Origin of the sequence: Paracoccus sp. FO-3 (genome assembly GCF_006386455.1) — a bacterium.
Taxonomy (GTDB): domain Bacteria; phylum Pseudomonadota; class Alphaproteobacteria; order Rhodobacterales; family Rhodobacteraceae; genus Paracoccus; species Paracoccus versutus.
The window spans coordinates 36,475-53,226 of sequence record NZ_VCBQ01000008.1; the positions used below are offsets into that span (position 1 = coordinate 36,475).

Genomic DNA, 16,752 nt, shown 5'->3' on the forward strand with positions numbered 1-16,752 from the left:
TCGTGCTCGCCGTCACCTGCCGATCGCGAACGAACAAGGAAAGCTTCGCGTCAGAGCGTCACCAGATTCTCGCAGATTGCCCGGGCGACAGCCTGGGGCTTCGTCGCCGCCCCCAGCTTCGCCGTTCCGCTGCGCAGGTAGGAAACCACGGTCGTCTCGGAAATGCTCAGGATCTGCGCCGTTTCCCAGGCCGTCTTGCCGCGTGCGGCCCAGGTGAGAACGTCTCTCTCACGCGGTGCAAGCAGCGGCGCGGCGGCGGGTGCCCTCCTCCCCGCCCCCACCAGCTGGCTGATGTGTTGGTGCAGCAGGAAGCCGAAATAGGTGAGATCGGCAATGCCGAGATGCATGTCCGGCCACCAACTGGATGGCGGAGTCCCGGCATTGACGGAAACGAAGGCCGTTTCTCTGTGCGGTCCCCTCACCGCGACCGTTATGCCGTGCCGGCCGAGTCCGAAATCATAGGACGCCTCAAGAAAACGCCTTTCGCCTGGCGAGAGGTCTTCGATGCGGCTCCAGTCGACCGGCAAAAAGCTGTTCCGCCCCCTCCTCAGGACCGGGTCGGTGCGTTCGTAATGTTCGGCCAGATAATGGGTCCGCCATGCCTCCGGATAGCTCGTGACGGTTTCCGCCTTCCCGAGCCGGCCAGGAAAGCTGCTGCAATAATAGGTGACATGCCGGAATGGAAACGCCCCGCGGAGACCGCGCACATAGGTCTGCAAGGAATCCGTCGTTCTCAGATTCGAGGCATGAGCGGAGAAATGCGTGGAAAGGCTATGATTTTTCATGAGGATCGGCCTTGGCTGGATGACCGCGCCCGCGAGCGTGACTATGCTCGTAAGGATTCTCAGATGCCTGCGATGGGGAGCGGTCGAAATGACAGCGGCTCAGCCGGACCGCTGACAAGCTTATGGCCAGGCGCGTCCGGAAGCCCGCCAGGTGCTTACGCCGCATGGCGCATCACTGGCAATTCCCTTATAGGTAAAAATCACAAAAATTTTTCAATGTGGTTTAACGCCGGAACCTCGCGTCCGAAAACTCGGCGTGAGGACATAGGCTCGTGAAAAGCTCGGGTCTGAGGGAGATACTCGTTCAATCGCTTCGCAGTCATAATCGACTGCTTCCCTGCCGCCGGATCTGGCTAGCGTAATCTAGGAAAGTCTACCGGTCGGAGATAGACTTTGCTATACATCGCTAGACACCGTTGACGAACAGAGAACCAATGGACCCGTATCGCAATCCGTTTGCGCCTGGCGCCGGCAGCCGCCCACCTGAACTTGCCGGCAGGGACGCTATCCTCGAGGCGGCGAGAATCTCCTGCGGAAGGGCGGTGAAAGGCAGAAGCGCCCGTTCGATCATGCTGCTGGGTCTACGAGGCACCGGAAAGACGGTCCTCCTGAACGAAATCGGTCGGATCGCCGAGGGAGAGGGCCTGCTGGTTTCCAAGGTCGAAGCACCGGAGGGCGAAAGCCTCGCCCGGCTCATCTATCCCGAAATGCGAAAGGTCATGCGCTCGCTGTCCGGCGTGGCTGCGGCCAGGCAGATCGCGACCCGGGGTCTGCGGGGTTTGCGGAACTTCGCCTCGATCTTCAAGATCGAAGTGGCAGGCGTGGAAGTGGGGGTGGAGCCCGAGCCGGGATTGGCCGATACGGGCGACCTGCAATATGATCTGCCCGACCTGTTCACGCTGATCGGCAAAGCCGCACAGGCCGCAGGACGGGGCTGGATCCTGCTGATCGACGAAGTGCAATACCTGCCAGAGGCCGACCTCTCCGCTCTGATCGTCGCCCTTCACCGGATGTCCCAGGAGGGGTTGACCGTTCTTCTGGTCGGCGCCGGCCTGCCGCAGATCGCCCGCCTCGCCGGCGAAGCGAAGTCCTATGCGGAACGGCTGTTCCAATATCCAGGCGTCGGGGCGCTCGACCCGGCTTCCGCAGGACAGGCGGTGGAAAAGCCGATTCTCGAAGAAGAGGCGAGCATCGCACCAGAGGCATTGCAGGCCATCGTCGAACGCACCAAAGGCTATCCGTTCTTTCTGCAGGAATGGGCTTCCGTCGCCTGGAACAACGCCGAGGGCCCGGCAATCACCTTCGACGATGTCGACCAAGCCTATGCGGAAACCCTCTCCCTGCTCGATGACGGATTTTTTCGGGTCCGCATCGATCGCCTGACGAAGGCGGAGATCCAGTTCGTGCGCGCGATGGCGGATCTGGGGGATGGTCCCTATGCTATGGCAGACATCGCCAAGGCGATGGCCCGGACCCAGAAATCGCTGGGACCGACTCGTGCCGGCATCATTGGCAAGGGCATGATCTACAGCACGGATCATGGCTATCTCGATTTCAGCGTACCGCTTTTCGCCGAGTTCATGCGGCGGCAAGGCTGACAGAACGAAGGAAAGCCCGCGGTCTTCGACCGCGAGGCCGGTTTTGGAGATTGCTTCCCTCGGCCGTTCGGGCGCCACCAGACCAGGATGGAGCCCTCGCCGTTTTGTCGTCGAAGAGGTTGGCGCAGATCCGATGGGGAAAGCGCGGATCAGAACCGCGCCGCCCAGACCCTGTACCTGCCCTGGCCGGTCACCTCGCGCGCCAGCCCGCGTTGCTCGAGGATCGCCAGGTTGCGCAGCAGGGCCGGGCGCGAGGCGCCGGTCTCGGCGACCAGTTGCGGCACGGCGGCCATCGAATGGCGCAGCAGCCCGTCGATCAGCAGGCGCGGGGTGCGGCCCGACAGATCGGCGGTCCCGGCCTCGGCTTGGACCCGCCAGCGCCGCAGCCGGTCCAGCATCATCAGCGCCGACAGCACGGCGTCATGCGCGCCAAAAATCCAGGCCGAGAGCCGCTGCTCGGCCGGCCCGCCGGCGCGCAGCGCTCCGGTCCCGGCCAGGGCCAGCGGCAGGAAGCCGAGCGCCGCGCTTTCGTGACCGATCGCGAGCCTTGCGCCCAGCACCGCCGCCTCGATGTCGCGCTGAGGTGGCACCCGTTCGTCGAGCGCGCGCCAGAGATGAAAGGCCAGGCAGCCGCGGACGACCGGACCGAGCGCGCCGGGCTCCGGCAGCAGGCTCGAGAAATCCTCGACCAGGCCGGAGGGATCGTCGGATTTGAGCCCGAGATGCGCGGCGATCGCCGCCGCCCTGCCCTGCCCCGGCACCGGAGGCGCGGCCAGCCGGCGGGCGGCCCAGGCGGTGCGGATCAGCGCCGCGCCGTCCTCGCCGGTGGCGCCGATGCGCAGCGCCGACCAGAGCGCGATGCGGTCCGAAGAAATCCGGTCGCCGCTCCACCAGCCGAGCGCCGCCGCCTCGGCTAGGGCCAGGCGGATGCCGGCCTGCGGCCCGAAGCTCTCGGCCCGTTCGATCAGCCGGCCGAGATCGAGCGCAAGCGCGGCCAGCGGCTGCGCCAGCGCCGCCTCGGCGGCGCGCCAGTCCGCGCGCTCGAACAGGGGTTTTCGCGGGGCGCGCGGCAACGGCGGCGCGAAGGGATCGGCCGGCTCATCGGAATCCGGCCCGGGCAGGAACCACAGATCTTCTTCCGCCTGTGCAGCGTCGTAAGGGCCGACATCGTCGTCTTCGGGGCCAAGCGCACCGCCCTTGTCATATGGATTTCTGTTCCTCACAGGCTCGAAAATAACAGATTATGAGCGTTACTGAAGCATTCTCTTTCCCGCATCTCTACTTTCGATAAGTCACCATTATCGCAGGTTGACAGATCGACCCCGGAAACCGCATCCTGGGCCGATGAAACCGCCGAGAAATCCCCGCAGCGCGCCCCTGCCCGCCCCCGCCGGCCTGTCCGAAGCCGACATGGACCGGCTCACCGAACTCTTCGTGCGCGGCACGCCGGCGAACACGCTGCGGGCCTGGGAGAGCGATCTCGGCTATATCGCCGCCTGGCGCCTGCAGCGCTTCGGCGGCGCGCCGGCCTGGCCGGAGCGCGAGGAGGTAGCGCTGGCCTTCGTGCTCGATCACAGCCGCGACCTGGCCACGGCCGCGGAGGACGATCCCGCCCGGGTGGCGGCAGAGACGATGATCGCCGCCGGGTTGCGCCGCGGGTTCGCCTGCCCGGCACCCTCGACGCTCGATCGCCGCATCGCCTCCTGGCGCGCCTTCCACCGCATGCGCAACCTGGCCTCGCCCTTCGAGGCGCCGATCCTGCGCCAGGCGAGGCAGAAGGCCCGCAAGGCGGCCGACCGGGCCCCTGCCCCGAAATCCGCCAACCCGGTCACCCGCGATATTCTGCACCAGCTGCTCGACGCCACCGGACCGGGCCTGCGCGGGCTGCGCGACCGCGCCCTGCTGTGCCTGGGCTGGGCCTCGGGCGGACGGCGGCGCTCGGAGATCGTGGCGCTGAATGTCGAAGATCTCGATCTGAAGGCCTTCGCCGGCCAGGGCCTGATCCGGCTGCGCCTGCCCGGCACCAAGACCACGACGAAGGGCGACACGCCGCGCCTGGTGCTGCAGGGCAGGCCGGCGCGCGCCGTGGCCACCTGGATCGCGGCCGCCGGGCTCACCGCCGGCCCGCTGTTCCGCCGCATCACCCGGCACGACACCGTCGGCCGCAACCGGCTCTCCGCCGCCGGCGTGGCGGAGATCCTGCGCCGGCTGCTGCGCGACGCCGGCCTGCCCGAAGGCTTCGCCGCGCCGCACGGGCTGCGCTCGGGGTTTCTGACCCAGGCCGCAAGGGACGGCGTCGCCCTGCAGGCGGCGATGCGCCTGTCGCTGCACCGCTCGCCGCAACAGGCGCAGAAATACTATGCCGATGTCGAGATCGCCGAGAACCCGGCGGCGGGGCTGTTCGACGCAGGGTAGAGGGTATTGTACTCAGCAGCTCTCCTGGCACCAAATCTAGAAAAACGCTTGCGCGAATCTGATCAGCGGGTAATAGTCTCGAAAAATAACGCGCGGTCACATAAAAAACGCGCCCACGAGTAGAGCGGAGCATGAGCGAGCACGAGCAAGACCTAGACATCGCGATCGGTCACTACGCGGAGTTGCTTGCATCCAACCTGCACGCGCAGCGTGCTGCACATTTTCCTCCCGATGCCAAGAAGACTATGCGAAGCCTCACCAGCGGGGAAGCCGCCGAGCTACTCGGTGTCGATCATACCTATCTTCGCAAACTGCACCGGGAAGGCAAGATTACGGAGGTGGAGACTACCGTTGGCAGTCATCGACGTTACACGCTCGATGATGTCTGGGAGATTCGGCAAATTCTTGAATCTAACGCCAAGAAGCCTGGCACCTATGTGCCGGGACGGCGTAGCGGCGATGAGCTTCAGGTCGTCTCCGTCGTGAACTTCAAGGGCGGTTCGGGCAAGACCACGACGTCCGCCCATCTCGCGCAACGGCTTGCCCTCAAGGGCTATCGTGTGCTTGCCATCGATCTAGATCCGCAGGCATCCCTTTCTGCACTGCATGGAATCCAGCCCGAACTCGATCTGATGGATGGCGGAACACTTTACGACGCCGTCCGATACGATGATCCCGTACCGATTTCAGAGGTGATAAGAAGCACTTACATCCGCGGCCTTGACTTGATCCCAGGAAATCTCGAGCTCATGGAATTTGAGCACGAGACACCAGCTGCGATCCAACGTGGTGGGGCGCGCGCCTTCTTCGCGCGGGTCCGCGACGCCCTCGAAAGTGTCCAGAGCGGCTACGACGTCGTTGTGATAGACTGCCCTCCCCAGTTGGGCTTCCTTACGATGTCTGCTTTGTCAGCATCGTCGGGCGTGCTCGTGACGGTCCATCCGCAGATGCTCGACCTCATGTCAATGTCGCAGTTTTTGCGCATGACAGCCGATCTTCTCGGTGTAATCCGCGATGCCGGGGCCAATCTGCGCTTCGATTGGCTACGTTTTCTTCCTACCCGCTACAAGGTGGGAGATGCGCCGCAAACTGAAGTTATTGCATTCATTCGCAGCCTCTTCGGGCGCTCTGTCCTCACCAACCACATGGTGGAGTCAACAGCAATTGCCGATGCAGGCCTGACAAAGCAGACCCTGTACGAGGCAGACAGGAAGGACTTCACGCGGCAGACATATGACCGCGCCATTGAATCTATGAATGCCGTAAACGACGAGATTGCGGGTATCATCCAGAACACGTGGGGACGAAATGGCAAGAAAGCCTAAGCTCGGGCTGCCGCTGCAGACCCTTCGAAACGCACCAGATGCCCTCGAGGGGCGGCGGTTGCGTGGGGGCGTATTCGAGATCGAACCCGATCATATCGAAACAGTTAGCCGCCTTGATGATCGCTTGCAACTTGAAGTCGAAGGACTGAAAGCGTCGATCCAGCGGAACGGACAGCGAGTCCCTATCCTCGTCCGTCCGCTCGAAGGTGATCGCTACAGTTTGATCTACGGGCGGCGGCGTCTCGAGGCCTGCCGAGACCTCGGCATCAAGGTTCGGGCGATCGTCACAGAGGTGGAAGGAGAGCAGGCTCTTCGAGATCAGCTTCTGGAGAACCTTGAGCGTCGTGATCTGAGCTTCATTGAGCGCGCGTTGGTAGCGGCAGCATTGCTGGATGGAGATCATCTTCTGGATGCGGAGCGCAGCAATAGAGGGGTCGCTGAAGTTCTGAACCTGACTGAAGCTGGGGTTTCCCAGTTGCTAAATGTCGTTCGATCGGTGGGCGAGGATGTGATCCTCGCTATAGGCGCCGCACCAGGTATCGGCCGTCCTCGATGGGAGGAGCTCAAAAAGGTTCTCACATCATGCGAGGTATCGAGAGCTGAGCTAATTAAGGCAGCAAATCAGGCACGATCAGATAGCGCTGCAGAACCGGACGCAAGGTCTGATCGCGCTTTCTTGGCTGTTTTTGCCGCCGCAAAGCAAGCGGCAGCCTCTGCAGCTCATCCGACCAAAGTCCCGACCGACCAGATCCTCCAGATTGAAGGTGTTGGTTCTGCATCGATCAAGACTGGACTGCGTGGCAGGCAGTTCAAGCTCGAGCTGAAGGCCGAGAACAAGGATTTTGTCGATTGGCTTGAAGGGCATGCCCCCCAGCTGATCGCCGAGCTTCACGAACGCTGGAAGCGTTCGGAAGACTGAGGACGAGCAACAAGCAAAAAGGAGGCACGAGACAGGCAGAAAAAGAAAAGGCCCCGAGAAGCAAGCTTCACGAGACCTCTCTTTGGTTTCGCACCGGGATCCGCCCGCTACAAAACATCAGTTTTCGCACCTCTGAATGTAGCGATCTGATCTCTAACCCGCAAGCGCAAAGCGATTCGCGGGCCTTAGAAATCATGCCTTCGTGATCAGAATCATGGAATACAGTCCGATTTCGCCGTTTATGCGGCCGATCTCGCGCACACATTTGCGGGTGGTCGATGAGCACGACACCTTGGCCATGGGAAAGCCAGTCAACAAGTGGGTGCTTCTGAGAGAACTCGCTAAAGCACGGGTCGCTTTCGGTGTTTCCGAACGTGATCTGACAGTGCTGCAAGGCCTTCTAAGCTTCTTTCCCGATGACGCACTTGATGGCAACACCACGATGGTGGTGTTTCCGTCGAACAAAGCCATTTGTGAGCGCCTGCACGGAATGCCCTGTTCAACTATGCGGCGGCATCTTGCGCGCCTTGTGAGTGCCGGCCTTCTCGTCAGGCGAGACAGTCCGAATGGCAAACGCTACGCCCGGAAAGAAGGTCAGGATCGCATAGCTTTTGGCTTTGACCTCACCCTGTTGTACCAACGAGCCAGCGAAATTTCGCGTGCTGCCGAAGCTGTACGCGAGTCTGAGGACCAGATCAGGCGAGTTAGAGAGGTCGTTAGCCTCATGCGACGCGATCTTGCAGCCTTAGCAGATTTCGGTGAGGAACTTGAGCCGGGAAATGATCTCTGGAACCTTCTACGAGACAAAGCAATGCTGGCTGCGAAAGCACTTCGTCGCAAGCTTCCGCTGGATGCCTTATTGCAGCTGCGAGCCGAACTGGAACACTTCCTAGAGCAAGCAAGAGACAAAATAGATGGGCCGGAAACAGAAGAACTGGTCACCAAAGATGCCCAGAATGAGCAGCACCATCATAGTTCAAACACAAACTCCATTGTTCTTGAACCTAACCTAGAAAATGTGCGACCGGCAGCGACAACGCCTGACGGCGACCCAGATATCGACCAGGAACGCCAAAACAATCCTCACGCGAAAACTCTGCCCAAGATTCCGCTTCATCTCGTGACAACGAGTTGTCCTACTCTCGCAACCTTCTATGACGGTCCAGTCCGCCACTGGCACCAGCTATACGATGCTGCCTGCCACATCCGACCTGCCATGGGAATTACCCCTTCTGCTTGGGAGGAAGCTCAGCGATGCATGGGACCAGAACAAGCATCGGTTGTTGTTGTAGCTATGCTGGAGAGGTTCGCTGAAATTCGCTCGCCAGGGGGATATCTGCGCGCGCTAGCGTCAAAGGCAGCCTCAGGGAAATTCTCCTGTGGCCCGATGATCATGGCCCTCATGGGACGGCGAAGGGCAGCTTAACAGCTGTTAAATACCCATAGTCGCACATAGCAATCTACGGTCTACGCTCATAACAGCACCACCTCTACGCCGACTTAACAGCTGTTAAGAGTTCCGCACCTGGCCCATCCCTAGGGTCATCCCAGTCAGCATGGAGATCAACGAGATTGTCTAATGAAAATCCCTGCTGGGAAAGAGCTTCTTCGCCTGTTCCCGCGGACGCCGGGCGGCAGAACGGCCCGCGGCCCTGGCGGGCCGAACCGTCTCCCCTGCCCTTTCCGCCTCGGCGCCGATCCTGAGCTGATGCCCGATCGTCGCCAGCAGCGAGGACAGATCCTCAATCTTCTCGGCGATCAGATGCACCACTTGGCCATCCCGTTCTATCCGGCCCGTCACACGCAGCAACCGACCCGCGATGACGGTCTTACGAAAAGCATCGTAGACCTTCCTCCAGACCACGACATTCGCCACGCCGGTCTCGTCCTCCAGCGTCAGGAATATCACCCCCGAAGCCGTTCCCGGCCGCTGCCGCGTGATCACCAGTCCCGTGACCGTCACCCTGCCCTTCGCCTCTGCCAACCGCTGATGCGGCAGGCTTTCCGGGAGGTTCGGACGCAAAAGCTCCAGCGGATGGGCCCGCAGGGAAAGGCGTAGCGCCAGGTAGTCCTCGATCACCTCCTGTCCCAGAGACATCTGCGGCAGCACGACGGCCGGCTCCACGCCCCCTTCCCCATCCATGCCGAACAACGGCAGCGGCTTTGGTGCCTTCAGCGCCTTCGCCTGCCAAAGCGCGTCCCGTCGGTTCAGGCCCAAGCAGGCAAAAGCGTCCGCTTCGGCAAGCCGTTCCAAGGCATTCGGATGCACGCCCGCTCGGCGCCAGAGGCTTTCGACGTCGGGATAACCGTTGCCACGCGCAGCCGCGATCCAGCCCGCGTCCTCCTCGCGCGTACCCTTGATCTGCCGGAAGCCGAGCCGCAGCGCCAGGCTGTCGTCGGCGCGGCGCTCGAGCGTGCAGTCCCAGTCGGAATGATTGACCGAAACCGGCCTGACTTCGACGCCGTGATCCCGTGCATCGCGGACCAGCTGCGCCGGCGCATAGAAGCCCATCGGCTGCGCGTTGAGAAGCGCGCAGGTGAAGACCGCCTGGTGATGGCATTTGAGCCAAGCCGAAATATAGACAAGCCGAGCGAAGCTCGCCGCGTGGCTTTCCGGGAAGCCGTAACTTCCGAAGCCCTCGATCTGGGCAAAGCACCGCGCCGCGAACTCAGCATCGTAGCCACGGGCCAGCATGCCGCCGACGAAGCGGTCCCTGAACGATCCGATGGTTCCCATCCGCTTGAATGTGGCGAGGCTGCGGCGCAGTCGATCCGCCTCGGCCGGCGTAAAACCTGCGGCAACCACGGCGATCTGCATGGCCTGTTCCTGAAACAGCGGAACGCCATAGGTCCGTCCCAGAACCTCCATCATCGCCGGCCCGAGATCCTCGACCTTCTCCTTGCCCTGGCGCCGGTTGATGAAGGGATGAACCATGCCGCCCTGGATCGGTCCGGGCCGCACGATGGCGACCTCGCAAACCAGATCGTAGAATTTCCTGGGCTGCATCCGCGGCAGGAAGTTCAGTTGCGCCCGGCTTTCCACCTGGAACACGCCGATGGCGTCCGCCTTGCAGAGCATGTCATAGACCTTGCGATCCTCGGGCGGCACATTCGCAAGCGTCAGGTGTTCGCGCCGATGATCCTCGATCAGTCCGAACGCCTTGCGGATCGCGGTCAGCATACCGAGTGCGAGGATGTCGACCTTCAACAGGCCGAGCGCATCGATATCGTCCTTGTCCCATTCGATGACCGTGCGGTCCTCCATCGCGGCGTTCTCGATCGGGCAGAGCTCGTCGAGCCTTCCCTGGGTGATGACGAATCCGCCGACATGCTGGCTCAGGTGCTGCGGGAAGCCGATGATCTCGCCGATCAACTGCGTCGCTAATGCGACCCGCTTGTCCTCGGGGTTCAGCCCGGCGTCGCGCAGGCGATCCTCATCCGGCGCCGAGGACGACCAGCCCCAAATCTGACCCGCGAGCCGGGCGATCACATCCTGGCTCAGGCCCATGACCTTGCCGACCTCGCGGATGGCGGCGCGGGAGCGGAAGTGGATCACCACCGCCGTCAGGCCGGCGCGCTCCCGGGTATAGCGCTCGTAGATCCACTGGATCACTTCCTCGCGCCGCTCATGTTCGAAGTCGACATCGATGTCCGGCGGTTCGCCGCGTTCCTTGCTGATGAACCGCTCGAAGATCAGCGTGATGCTTTCCGGCGGCACTTCGGTGATGCCGAGCAGGTAGCAGACCACGGAATTCGCGGCCGATCCGCGGCCCTGACAGAGGATTCCCTTCGACCGCGCAAAAGCCACGATGTCATGTACTGTGAGGAAGTAGGGGGCGTATTCGACCTCCCGGATCAGACGCAATTCCTTCTCGACACGCGTCACGATCTTCGGTGGCGGCCCGTCGGGGTAACGCCAGGCGAGGCCTTTGCGCGCCAGCCGTTCCAGCCGTTCCTGGGCCGGCTCGCCATCCTTGGCTTCATCGGGATATTGGTAGCGCAGCTGGTCGAGCCGGAAGGCACAGCGGTCGGCGATTTCGATCGTGCGCCGGATGGCACCCGGATAGCGGTGAAACATCCGCGCCATTTCCACGCCCGATTTCAAACGCCGCTCACCATTGGCAAGGCGGCGCTCGCCGATATTGTCGATGGTGCAGCCCTCGCGCAGACAGGTCAGCACATCCGCCAGCGGCCGGCGGGCGGACCGGTGCATCATCACGTCTCCGGCCGCCACCATCGGCAGGCCCGATCGTTGCGAAAGCTCCGCCAGCCGGTCGAAGCGTTCTTGGTCCTGACCGTCGTAGAAGGGCGCCGCACCGAGATAGCAGGCGCCCGCGAAGCGTTTCGAGATCTGCTTGATGGAGGACGCGACCTTTTGCTGCGTTGCAGCATCGGCATCGAGCAAGTCCAGGGGCAGGGTGATCAGGATCATACCCTGGCCCCAATCGAGCAGGTCCGCCTCCGTCAGGTGGCATTGGCCTTTCGGCGCCCGGCGCTTGCCGAGCGAGAGAAGCCGGGTCAGCCGGGACCAGGCCGCGATATCCGTCGGCAGCGCCAGCCAATCCACCGGGCTGTCCGTCAATACCAGCCGCGCGCCGGGGATCAGGCGGGGCAGGGGGGCTTGTTCTGTGTTCGCGGCGATCAGGGGCGCTCGTGGGTCCGGCAGCTGCTGCCGACTTGAAGGATCGCTGACCTGCCGCGAGCGGATCGCGGGGCCTTCATCGTGCCCGGCTTCTTCCTCCCGTAGCCGCTTCAGCTCCTTCAAAGCCGAGAAGGCGCGCACAACGCCGGCGACCGAGTTCCGGTCGGTGATCGCGATCGCGGTCAGTCCCAGCTCCATCGCGCGCGTGACCAGTTCTTCCGGGTGCGAGGCGCCGCGCAGGAAGGTGAAGTTCGTGGTGACGCAGAGTTCGGCATAGGCGGTCACAGGAAGGTTCCCTGTACGGACCAGGCCGGCGCCTGCGGGGTGTGGAAGAGCCAGAGCCGCGGGCCTTCCTTGGTTTCGATGCGCCAGTAGTCGCGGATACCGCTGTGCCATGCCGGGTCATCGAACCACCATTCCGGCGTGATCCGTTCCGGGCCAGCGGCGCGCAGGGTGGTGAAGCTCATCCGACGCCAGCGGAACCGCGCGGGCGGATGGCCGGAAGGGGAGGTGATCGGTTCGGGCGGGAAGATCAGCGCCGGGCGGCGTGGGCGCTTCCGGTAGGGCAGGGGGCTTGCCGCGCTCCAGGCTGCGGATGCGGTGAGAAAGCTGCGCTCCGGAATGCGGCTTTCGGCCGGCAGGAAGCGCAGCACATGTTCGAAGCCAAGGCGATTGCCGAGGCGGGAGATGAGATCGGACAGTTCGTCCTCCTGCCGAACCTTGCCCTCGCCGATCTGTTGCGGCGCCAGTGGCTCGGTGACGACGGCCTCGATCCGCATCGCCTCGATGCCGAAGCCGGCATCCACATCCTCTATCCCCTTTTGGAAGAGCGCCGCGATCCGGCCGGGATCCCGCATGGCCCTGGCCAGCCCGATTTCGACAAAGACGGTTTCCCTGTCGACCCGTCGCAGTTCCAGCCGCACCCGGCGGGCGCCCATATGGGTCGCAGCAAGCTTGTCGCAGAGTCGATCGAGCAGGCGCTTGAGGCCGGCCATGACATCACCCGTCAGCCCGATCGGCTCCGGCAACGTCATCCTGACCCCGAACTGTGGTGCGTCCGGCTGAGCGCCGACCGGTTCGGGTAACGTGCCGAGCATCTGGTCGAGCCGCTGCACCAGGTCCGGACCAAACCGTCGCGCAAGAGGCGCCCGGGGCAGGGAGGTCAGATCGACGATCCGGTGCAATCCCATCCGTGCGAGGCTCTGGGCCTGTTCCTGCGAGATCCGCAGCGCCGAGACGGGAAGTCGGCCGAGACGTTCGGCCAGCAAGCCGTCCGGGACGATCCCGCCGCCATGCCGCGCCAACGCATGCGAGCCGCCGCGGGAGCCGGAAATCGCGCTCTGGGCGCTGAGCCCCGCCCGGACCAGGCGTGCGTGAAGATCGCCCCGCAATTCCTCCTCGCCTCCGAACAGATGGGCGACACCGGTGATATCCGCGATCAATCCGTCCTCGCCATCCATTGCCACCTGCGGCGCATAGCGGCCCGCCCATCGGCGCAGGGCGGCGAGTGCGGCTGCCTCGCGCGCCGGATCGGCGGGCCGGGTGGCAAGATCGGGCAGCAGAGCGCGGGCATCGGCCAGCGGCATGCCGCGATGCAGACCCTGGGCCTCGGCGGCGGCGATGAGGCAGCGCAGATGATCGGCATTGCCCTGACGATGCGTCAAGGCAAAGGGGCCCTCTACAGGGCGGTTTCGCAGGCTGACCTCACTTGCCAGCCTCGGAAACCATATGGCAAGCAGCCGTCGCGCCATCCCAATGCACAGTCCAGTCCTTCAAGGTTCCTGATTTGTTCTTGATAAGACTCCAGCGATGGCGAGTCGAGTCCGCCGGGCCGGCGAGCGGATCACATTTCCAGCGGGTCTCGGCCGCATTGCAGCCTTGGCCTTCGCGGATCAGCAGCAGGCCGGTGGTGCCGCCCGCCTCGGCCGCCAGTTGCAGGCGCCGTCCCGCAGTCAGGCCAAGGGCTTTCGTCGGCTCGGTGACGACGAAACCGGACGGACGGGCGCGCAGGACCTCCTCGGTCGTCCAGAGCAGATCGGTCTCATTGCGCGCTTCGATCAGGTGCAGGCGCTCGCTCAGGCCCTCGGGCAGGCCGCGCGGCATCGGCCGGGTCGTCTCATGCCGCGGCAGGATCCAGAACAGGGGGCCCTGATGACGCTGCGCCTGGTAGAGGGCGAAGCTGCTGCGGCCGAGCCCTCCGGCTTCGTGAAACCGGGCGGGAGCCAAAAGAAAGGGATCGGCAGGGGCCGTCAGCTGTTCATGCAACATCTTCGCGCGCGCCCTCCAGGACGATCACCAGTGCGCCATTGGGCAACGGGCGTTGCAACCGCAGGGCCTGTTCCGTGGGCGCTGTCAGCCAGGTCCGCCATTCCTCTGCCCACGTCAGGATCACCGGCATTGCCTTGGGATGCACGGGCTTCACATCGCGGTTCGCGTCGCAGGTCAGAAATCCGAAAAGCTCGGCGGTCACCTCGCCTTCCTTCAGCTTCCTGACCGAGGTCCATTCGGTCCTGATCCCGGCGAAGAAGGCCAGTGGCCGGTCTTGTCCAAGGGCGAACCAGACCGGGCTGTTGCGGGGGGCGCCGGGTCGGCTGTCGATCTCGGAAAAGCTGCTGAAGGGGACGAGGCAGCGATGCTCCATGCCGAGCCAGCGGCGCCAATGCGGCGAGCCGGTATTGCGGATGTTGGTAACGCCGGGGTCCGTCCGCTTGCCCTTGAGGTAGACGGGCGGGGTGGGCATGCCCCATCGTGCCATCGTCAGCTGCCATTGCCCTTCCGGGGCGCACCGGACGATCGGCGCCGGATAGTCCGGCCAGATGCCGGTCATCGCCGGCAGATTGCCTGTCTCGTCGATCAGGTCCTCATCGGCTTCCACCACGTCCTGGAATACCTGCCGCATCGCGTCCTGGCTCTTGGTTTGCGCATAGAGGTTGCACATTCTGGTCTCCTGAGTCGTGGAAATCGGCATAAGCGAGAACAATCGCAGAACACATCCGGCTTGGGAAGGCTTCATGACATCACATTGAGGTCCGAAGATCTCCGACATGTCGGTACGGATCGAGATTTTCCCCTGGATATGCAGATGACGCCAGTCGGCCCTTCCAGGACCGAGGCGAGCCGCGCGGAGAACAGTTGGTGTGGTTCACGGTCGCATCCACATGCGTATCTGCGGGTCGGGCGGGATCGCGGCGGCGATTGGTGGCCTGCCGGGCCAGCCGCCTGACAATCCGAACCCCTTGTCCACTGCCCGCGTGGCTCGTACACGCCGGTGCATGACTGTTCTGCGCGCATTTCTCGTTTCCCTCCTCCTTGCCACCGCGGTCCAAGCGGATATCGCCGGCACCGTCTCCGTCATCGATGGCGATACGATCGAGATCCACGGCCAGCGTATTCGGTTGCACGGTATAGATGCTCTGGAGAGCCGGCAGCTCTGTGTCCGGCCCGATGGCCGCAATTGGCGCTGCGGATCGGCGGGTGCCAATGAGCTGGCTGCAATGATCGCACGCCGGCCGGTAAGTTGCACGACCAGGGATATCGACCGCTACGGGCGGGTGGTTGCGGTCTGCCATGTGGGCCGGCAGGATATCAACGCCTGGATGGTCGAACAGGGTTGGGCCGTGGCCTATCGCCAGTATTCGACCGACTATCTGGATGAGGAGGCAGCCGCGCGGCAGGCCCGCCGTGGGATCTGGTCGTCGCAGTTCGACATGCCCTGGGACTGGCGCCGGCGCAACCGATAGGCCGGAGCGGCGGGGCAGGGGACGGCAGGAGAGCAAGAGGCGGGCCGGGGGCTGTGCGACGGGTGTGGAGAGCGGGGGAGTGGCTCCCGCGCGCCCGTGGTGGAGAAACCCCATGAACGATGTGGAAATCATGGCGCGGCCGCAAGCCCGGCAGGGCGGCTACAAGGTGGATGTCAGCCGCGGCGGGCGGAATGGCCGCGTGTCCTCGGAATGGTTCAGCCGACCCGATGACGAACGCTTCCTGTCGCTGGACGATCTCTGGACCTCGCTCAAGGGCCGGTCCGAGCGCAGCAGAACCCGGATCGTCGGCACGGCCGATATTCGCGTCGAGGCCAGCCGGAACGACGGAGAGCGGCTGCAATTGATGCTGCCCGGTGCGGAAGCGCCGGTGGCGCCGACGCATTGGGCCTTCGGTCAACTGGCCAGCATGGTCGGCGCGCCTGCCGCCTATCTGCGGCAGTTGCCGGCATCGCTGGCCGGGATCAACCTGCAATATGGCTTGTCCTCGAACCGGGTCGAGCAGATCAAGACGCTGGAGACGGAGGACCGCCGCACCGAACTGCGGGCGGTGACCGGACCGGATTATGGCCGCATCCATGATCATGAATTGGTCGAGGCCGTGCAGCGTATCGCCGGCAACGGCACCGGCGACACCCGCTGGAAGGTGCCCGGTGTGCTGGACTGGTCGACCGGAGTCTACAACCCCGATGTCGAGATCACCCGCGACACCACCACGCTCTACGCCTCGGACCGGGACGTGTTCCTGTTCCTGGTCGACGATCACAACCCCATCGAGGCGGGCAAGCTGCCCGACGGCTCGCCTGACCTGTACTTCCGCGGTTTCTATTGCTGGAACAGCGAGGTCGGCGCGAAAACTCTTGGCATTGCAAGCTTTTATCTGCGCGCAGTGTGTCAGAACAGAAATCTGTGGGGCGTCGAGGATTTCCAGGAGATCACCATCCGGCATTCGAAATACGCCGCCACCCGCTTTGCCCATGAGGCCGCCCCTGCGCTGACCCGCTTTGCCGATTCCTCGCCCAAAGGCTTCGTCGACGGCATCAAGGCGGCCCGGCAGCAGATCGTGGCGCGGACCGACGAGGACCGGGCCGATTTCCTGCGCAAGCGCGGGTTTTCGAAGCCCGAGGCGGCGAAGATCATCGACAAGGTGCTGGTCGAGGAAGGGCATCCCCCGGCGAGCATCTATGATTTCGTGCAGGGCATCACCCGCCTTGCGCGGGACAAGCCGCATCAGGATGCCCGGCTCGACCTGGAAGGCCGGGCGAAGAAGCTGCTCGACCGGGTCGGCTGACCCCATTTCCTCCCGTCGA

The 16,752-nt window shown here is 63.7% G+C and carries 13 protein-coding genes; 7 read left to right on the forward strand and 6 right to left on the reverse strand.

Annotated elements, in window-relative coordinates; genetic code table 11:
• Positions 1 to 50: 50 nt before the first annotated feature.
• Positions 51 to 719: a LuxR family transcriptional regulator gene (locus FE811_RS03560; RefSeq protein WP_181180811.1), complete on the reverse strand. Its 669-nt coding sequence runs from the start codon at positions 717 to 719 to the stop codon at positions 51 to 53.
• Between the two features lie 500 nt (positions 720 to 1,219).
• Between FE811_RS03560 and FE811_RS03565 the strand changes: the two genes are divergently transcribed.
• The gene (locus FE811_RS03565; RefSeq protein ID WP_140846695.1) at positions 1,220 to 2,383 is read left to right on the forward strand and encodes an ATP-binding protein; all 1,164 of its coding nucleotides are present in this window, start codon (positions 1,220 to 1,222) and stop codon (positions 2,381 to 2,383) included.
• 149 nt (positions 2,384 to 2,532) lie between these two features.
• On the opposite strand, the gene FE811_RS03570 is transcribed toward FE811_RS03565, so the two are convergent.
• Positions 2,533 to 3,606: a hypothetical protein gene (locus tag FE811_RS03570; RefSeq protein ID WP_140846698.1), complete on the reverse strand. Its 1,074-nt coding sequence runs from the start codon at positions 3,604 to 3,606 to the stop codon at positions 2,533 to 2,535.
• Between the two features lie 121 nt (positions 3,607 to 3,727).
• Between FE811_RS03570 and FE811_RS03575 the strand changes: the two genes are divergently transcribed.
• The 4 genes from FE811_RS03575 to repC all read left to right on the forward strand — a co-directional run bounded on the left by FE811_RS03575 (position 3,728) and on the right by repC (position 8,468).
• Positions 3,728 to 4,798 carry a tyrosine-type recombinase/integrase gene (locus FE811_RS03575; RefSeq protein ID WP_140846700.1) on the forward strand — a complete coding sequence of 357 codons (1,071 nt, stop codon included), beginning with the start codon at positions 3,728 to 3,730 and terminating at the stop codon, positions 4,796 to 4,798.
• 131 nt (positions 4,799 to 4,929) lie between these two features.
• The gene (repA, locus tag FE811_RS03580; protein WP_140846702.1) at positions 4,930 to 6,123 is read left to right on the forward strand and encodes a plasmid partitioning protein RepA; all 1,194 of its coding nucleotides are present in this window, start codon (positions 4,930 to 4,932) and stop codon (positions 6,121 to 6,123) included.
• Positions 6,107 to 7,042 (forward strand): plasmid partitioning protein RepB, encoded by a 936-nt coding sequence (gene repB / locus FE811_RS03585; protein WP_140846704.1) that lies wholly within the window; start codon positions 6,107 to 6,109, stop codon positions 7,040 to 7,042. The genes repA and repB overlap by 17 nt, the downstream gene beginning before the upstream one ends.
• Positions 7,043 to 7,256: 214 nt before the next feature.
• Entirely contained in the window at positions 7,257 to 8,468 is a 1,212-nt protein-coding gene (gene repC / locus FE811_RS03590; protein ID WP_140846706.1) for a plasmid replication protein RepC, read from the forward strand.
• Positions 8,469 to 8,618: 150 nt separating this feature from the next.
• Here the strand turns inward: repC and FE811_RS03595 are convergent, their stop codons facing one another.
• From FE811_RS03595 to FE811_RS03610, 4 genes are read right to left on the reverse strand one after another with little or no spacing between them, the layout of a single operon-like run.
• Positions 8,619 to 11,969: an error-prone DNA polymerase gene (locus FE811_RS03595; RefSeq protein ID WP_255469624.1), complete on the reverse strand. Its 3,351-nt coding sequence runs from the start codon at positions 11,967 to 11,969 to the stop codon at positions 8,619 to 8,621.
• Positions 11,966 to 13,435 carry a DNA polymerase Y family protein gene (locus FE811_RS03600; protein ID WP_140846712.1) on the reverse strand — a complete coding sequence of 490 codons (1,470 nt, stop codon included), beginning with the start codon at positions 13,433 to 13,435 and terminating at the stop codon, positions 11,966 to 11,968. Before FE811_RS03600 ends, FE811_RS03595 begins: the two co-directional genes overlap by 4 nt.
• Positions 13,389 to 13,952: an ImuA family protein gene (locus FE811_RS03605; protein ID WP_140846714.1), complete on the reverse strand. Its 564-nt coding sequence runs from the start codon at positions 13,950 to 13,952 to the stop codon at positions 13,389 to 13,391. Before FE811_RS03605 ends, FE811_RS03600 begins: the two co-directional genes overlap by 47 nt.
• The gene (locus FE811_RS03610; protein WP_255469625.1) at positions 13,942 to 14,730 is read right to left on the reverse strand and encodes an SOS response-associated peptidase family protein; all 789 of its coding nucleotides are present in this window, start codon (positions 14,728 to 14,730) and stop codon (positions 13,942 to 13,944) included. The genes FE811_RS03605 and FE811_RS03610 overlap by 11 nt, the downstream gene beginning before the upstream one ends.
• 226 nt (positions 14,731 to 14,956) lie before the next feature.
• Between FE811_RS03610 and FE811_RS03615 the strand changes: the two genes are divergently transcribed.
• On the forward strand, positions 14,957 to 15,424 hold the full coding sequence (locus FE811_RS03615; RefSeq protein WP_140846716.1) for a thermonuclease family protein: 468 nt from the start codon (positions 14,957 to 14,959) through the stop codon (positions 15,422 to 15,424).
• 112 nt (positions 15,425 to 15,536) lie between these two features.
• Positions 15,537 to 16,733, forward strand: coding sequence for a DUF932 domain-containing protein (locus tag FE811_RS03620; RefSeq protein ID WP_140846718.1), 1,197 nt, complete (start codon positions 15,537 to 15,539; stop codon positions 16,731 to 16,733).
• The last annotated feature ends 19 nt before the right edge of the window (positions 16,734 to 16,752 follow it).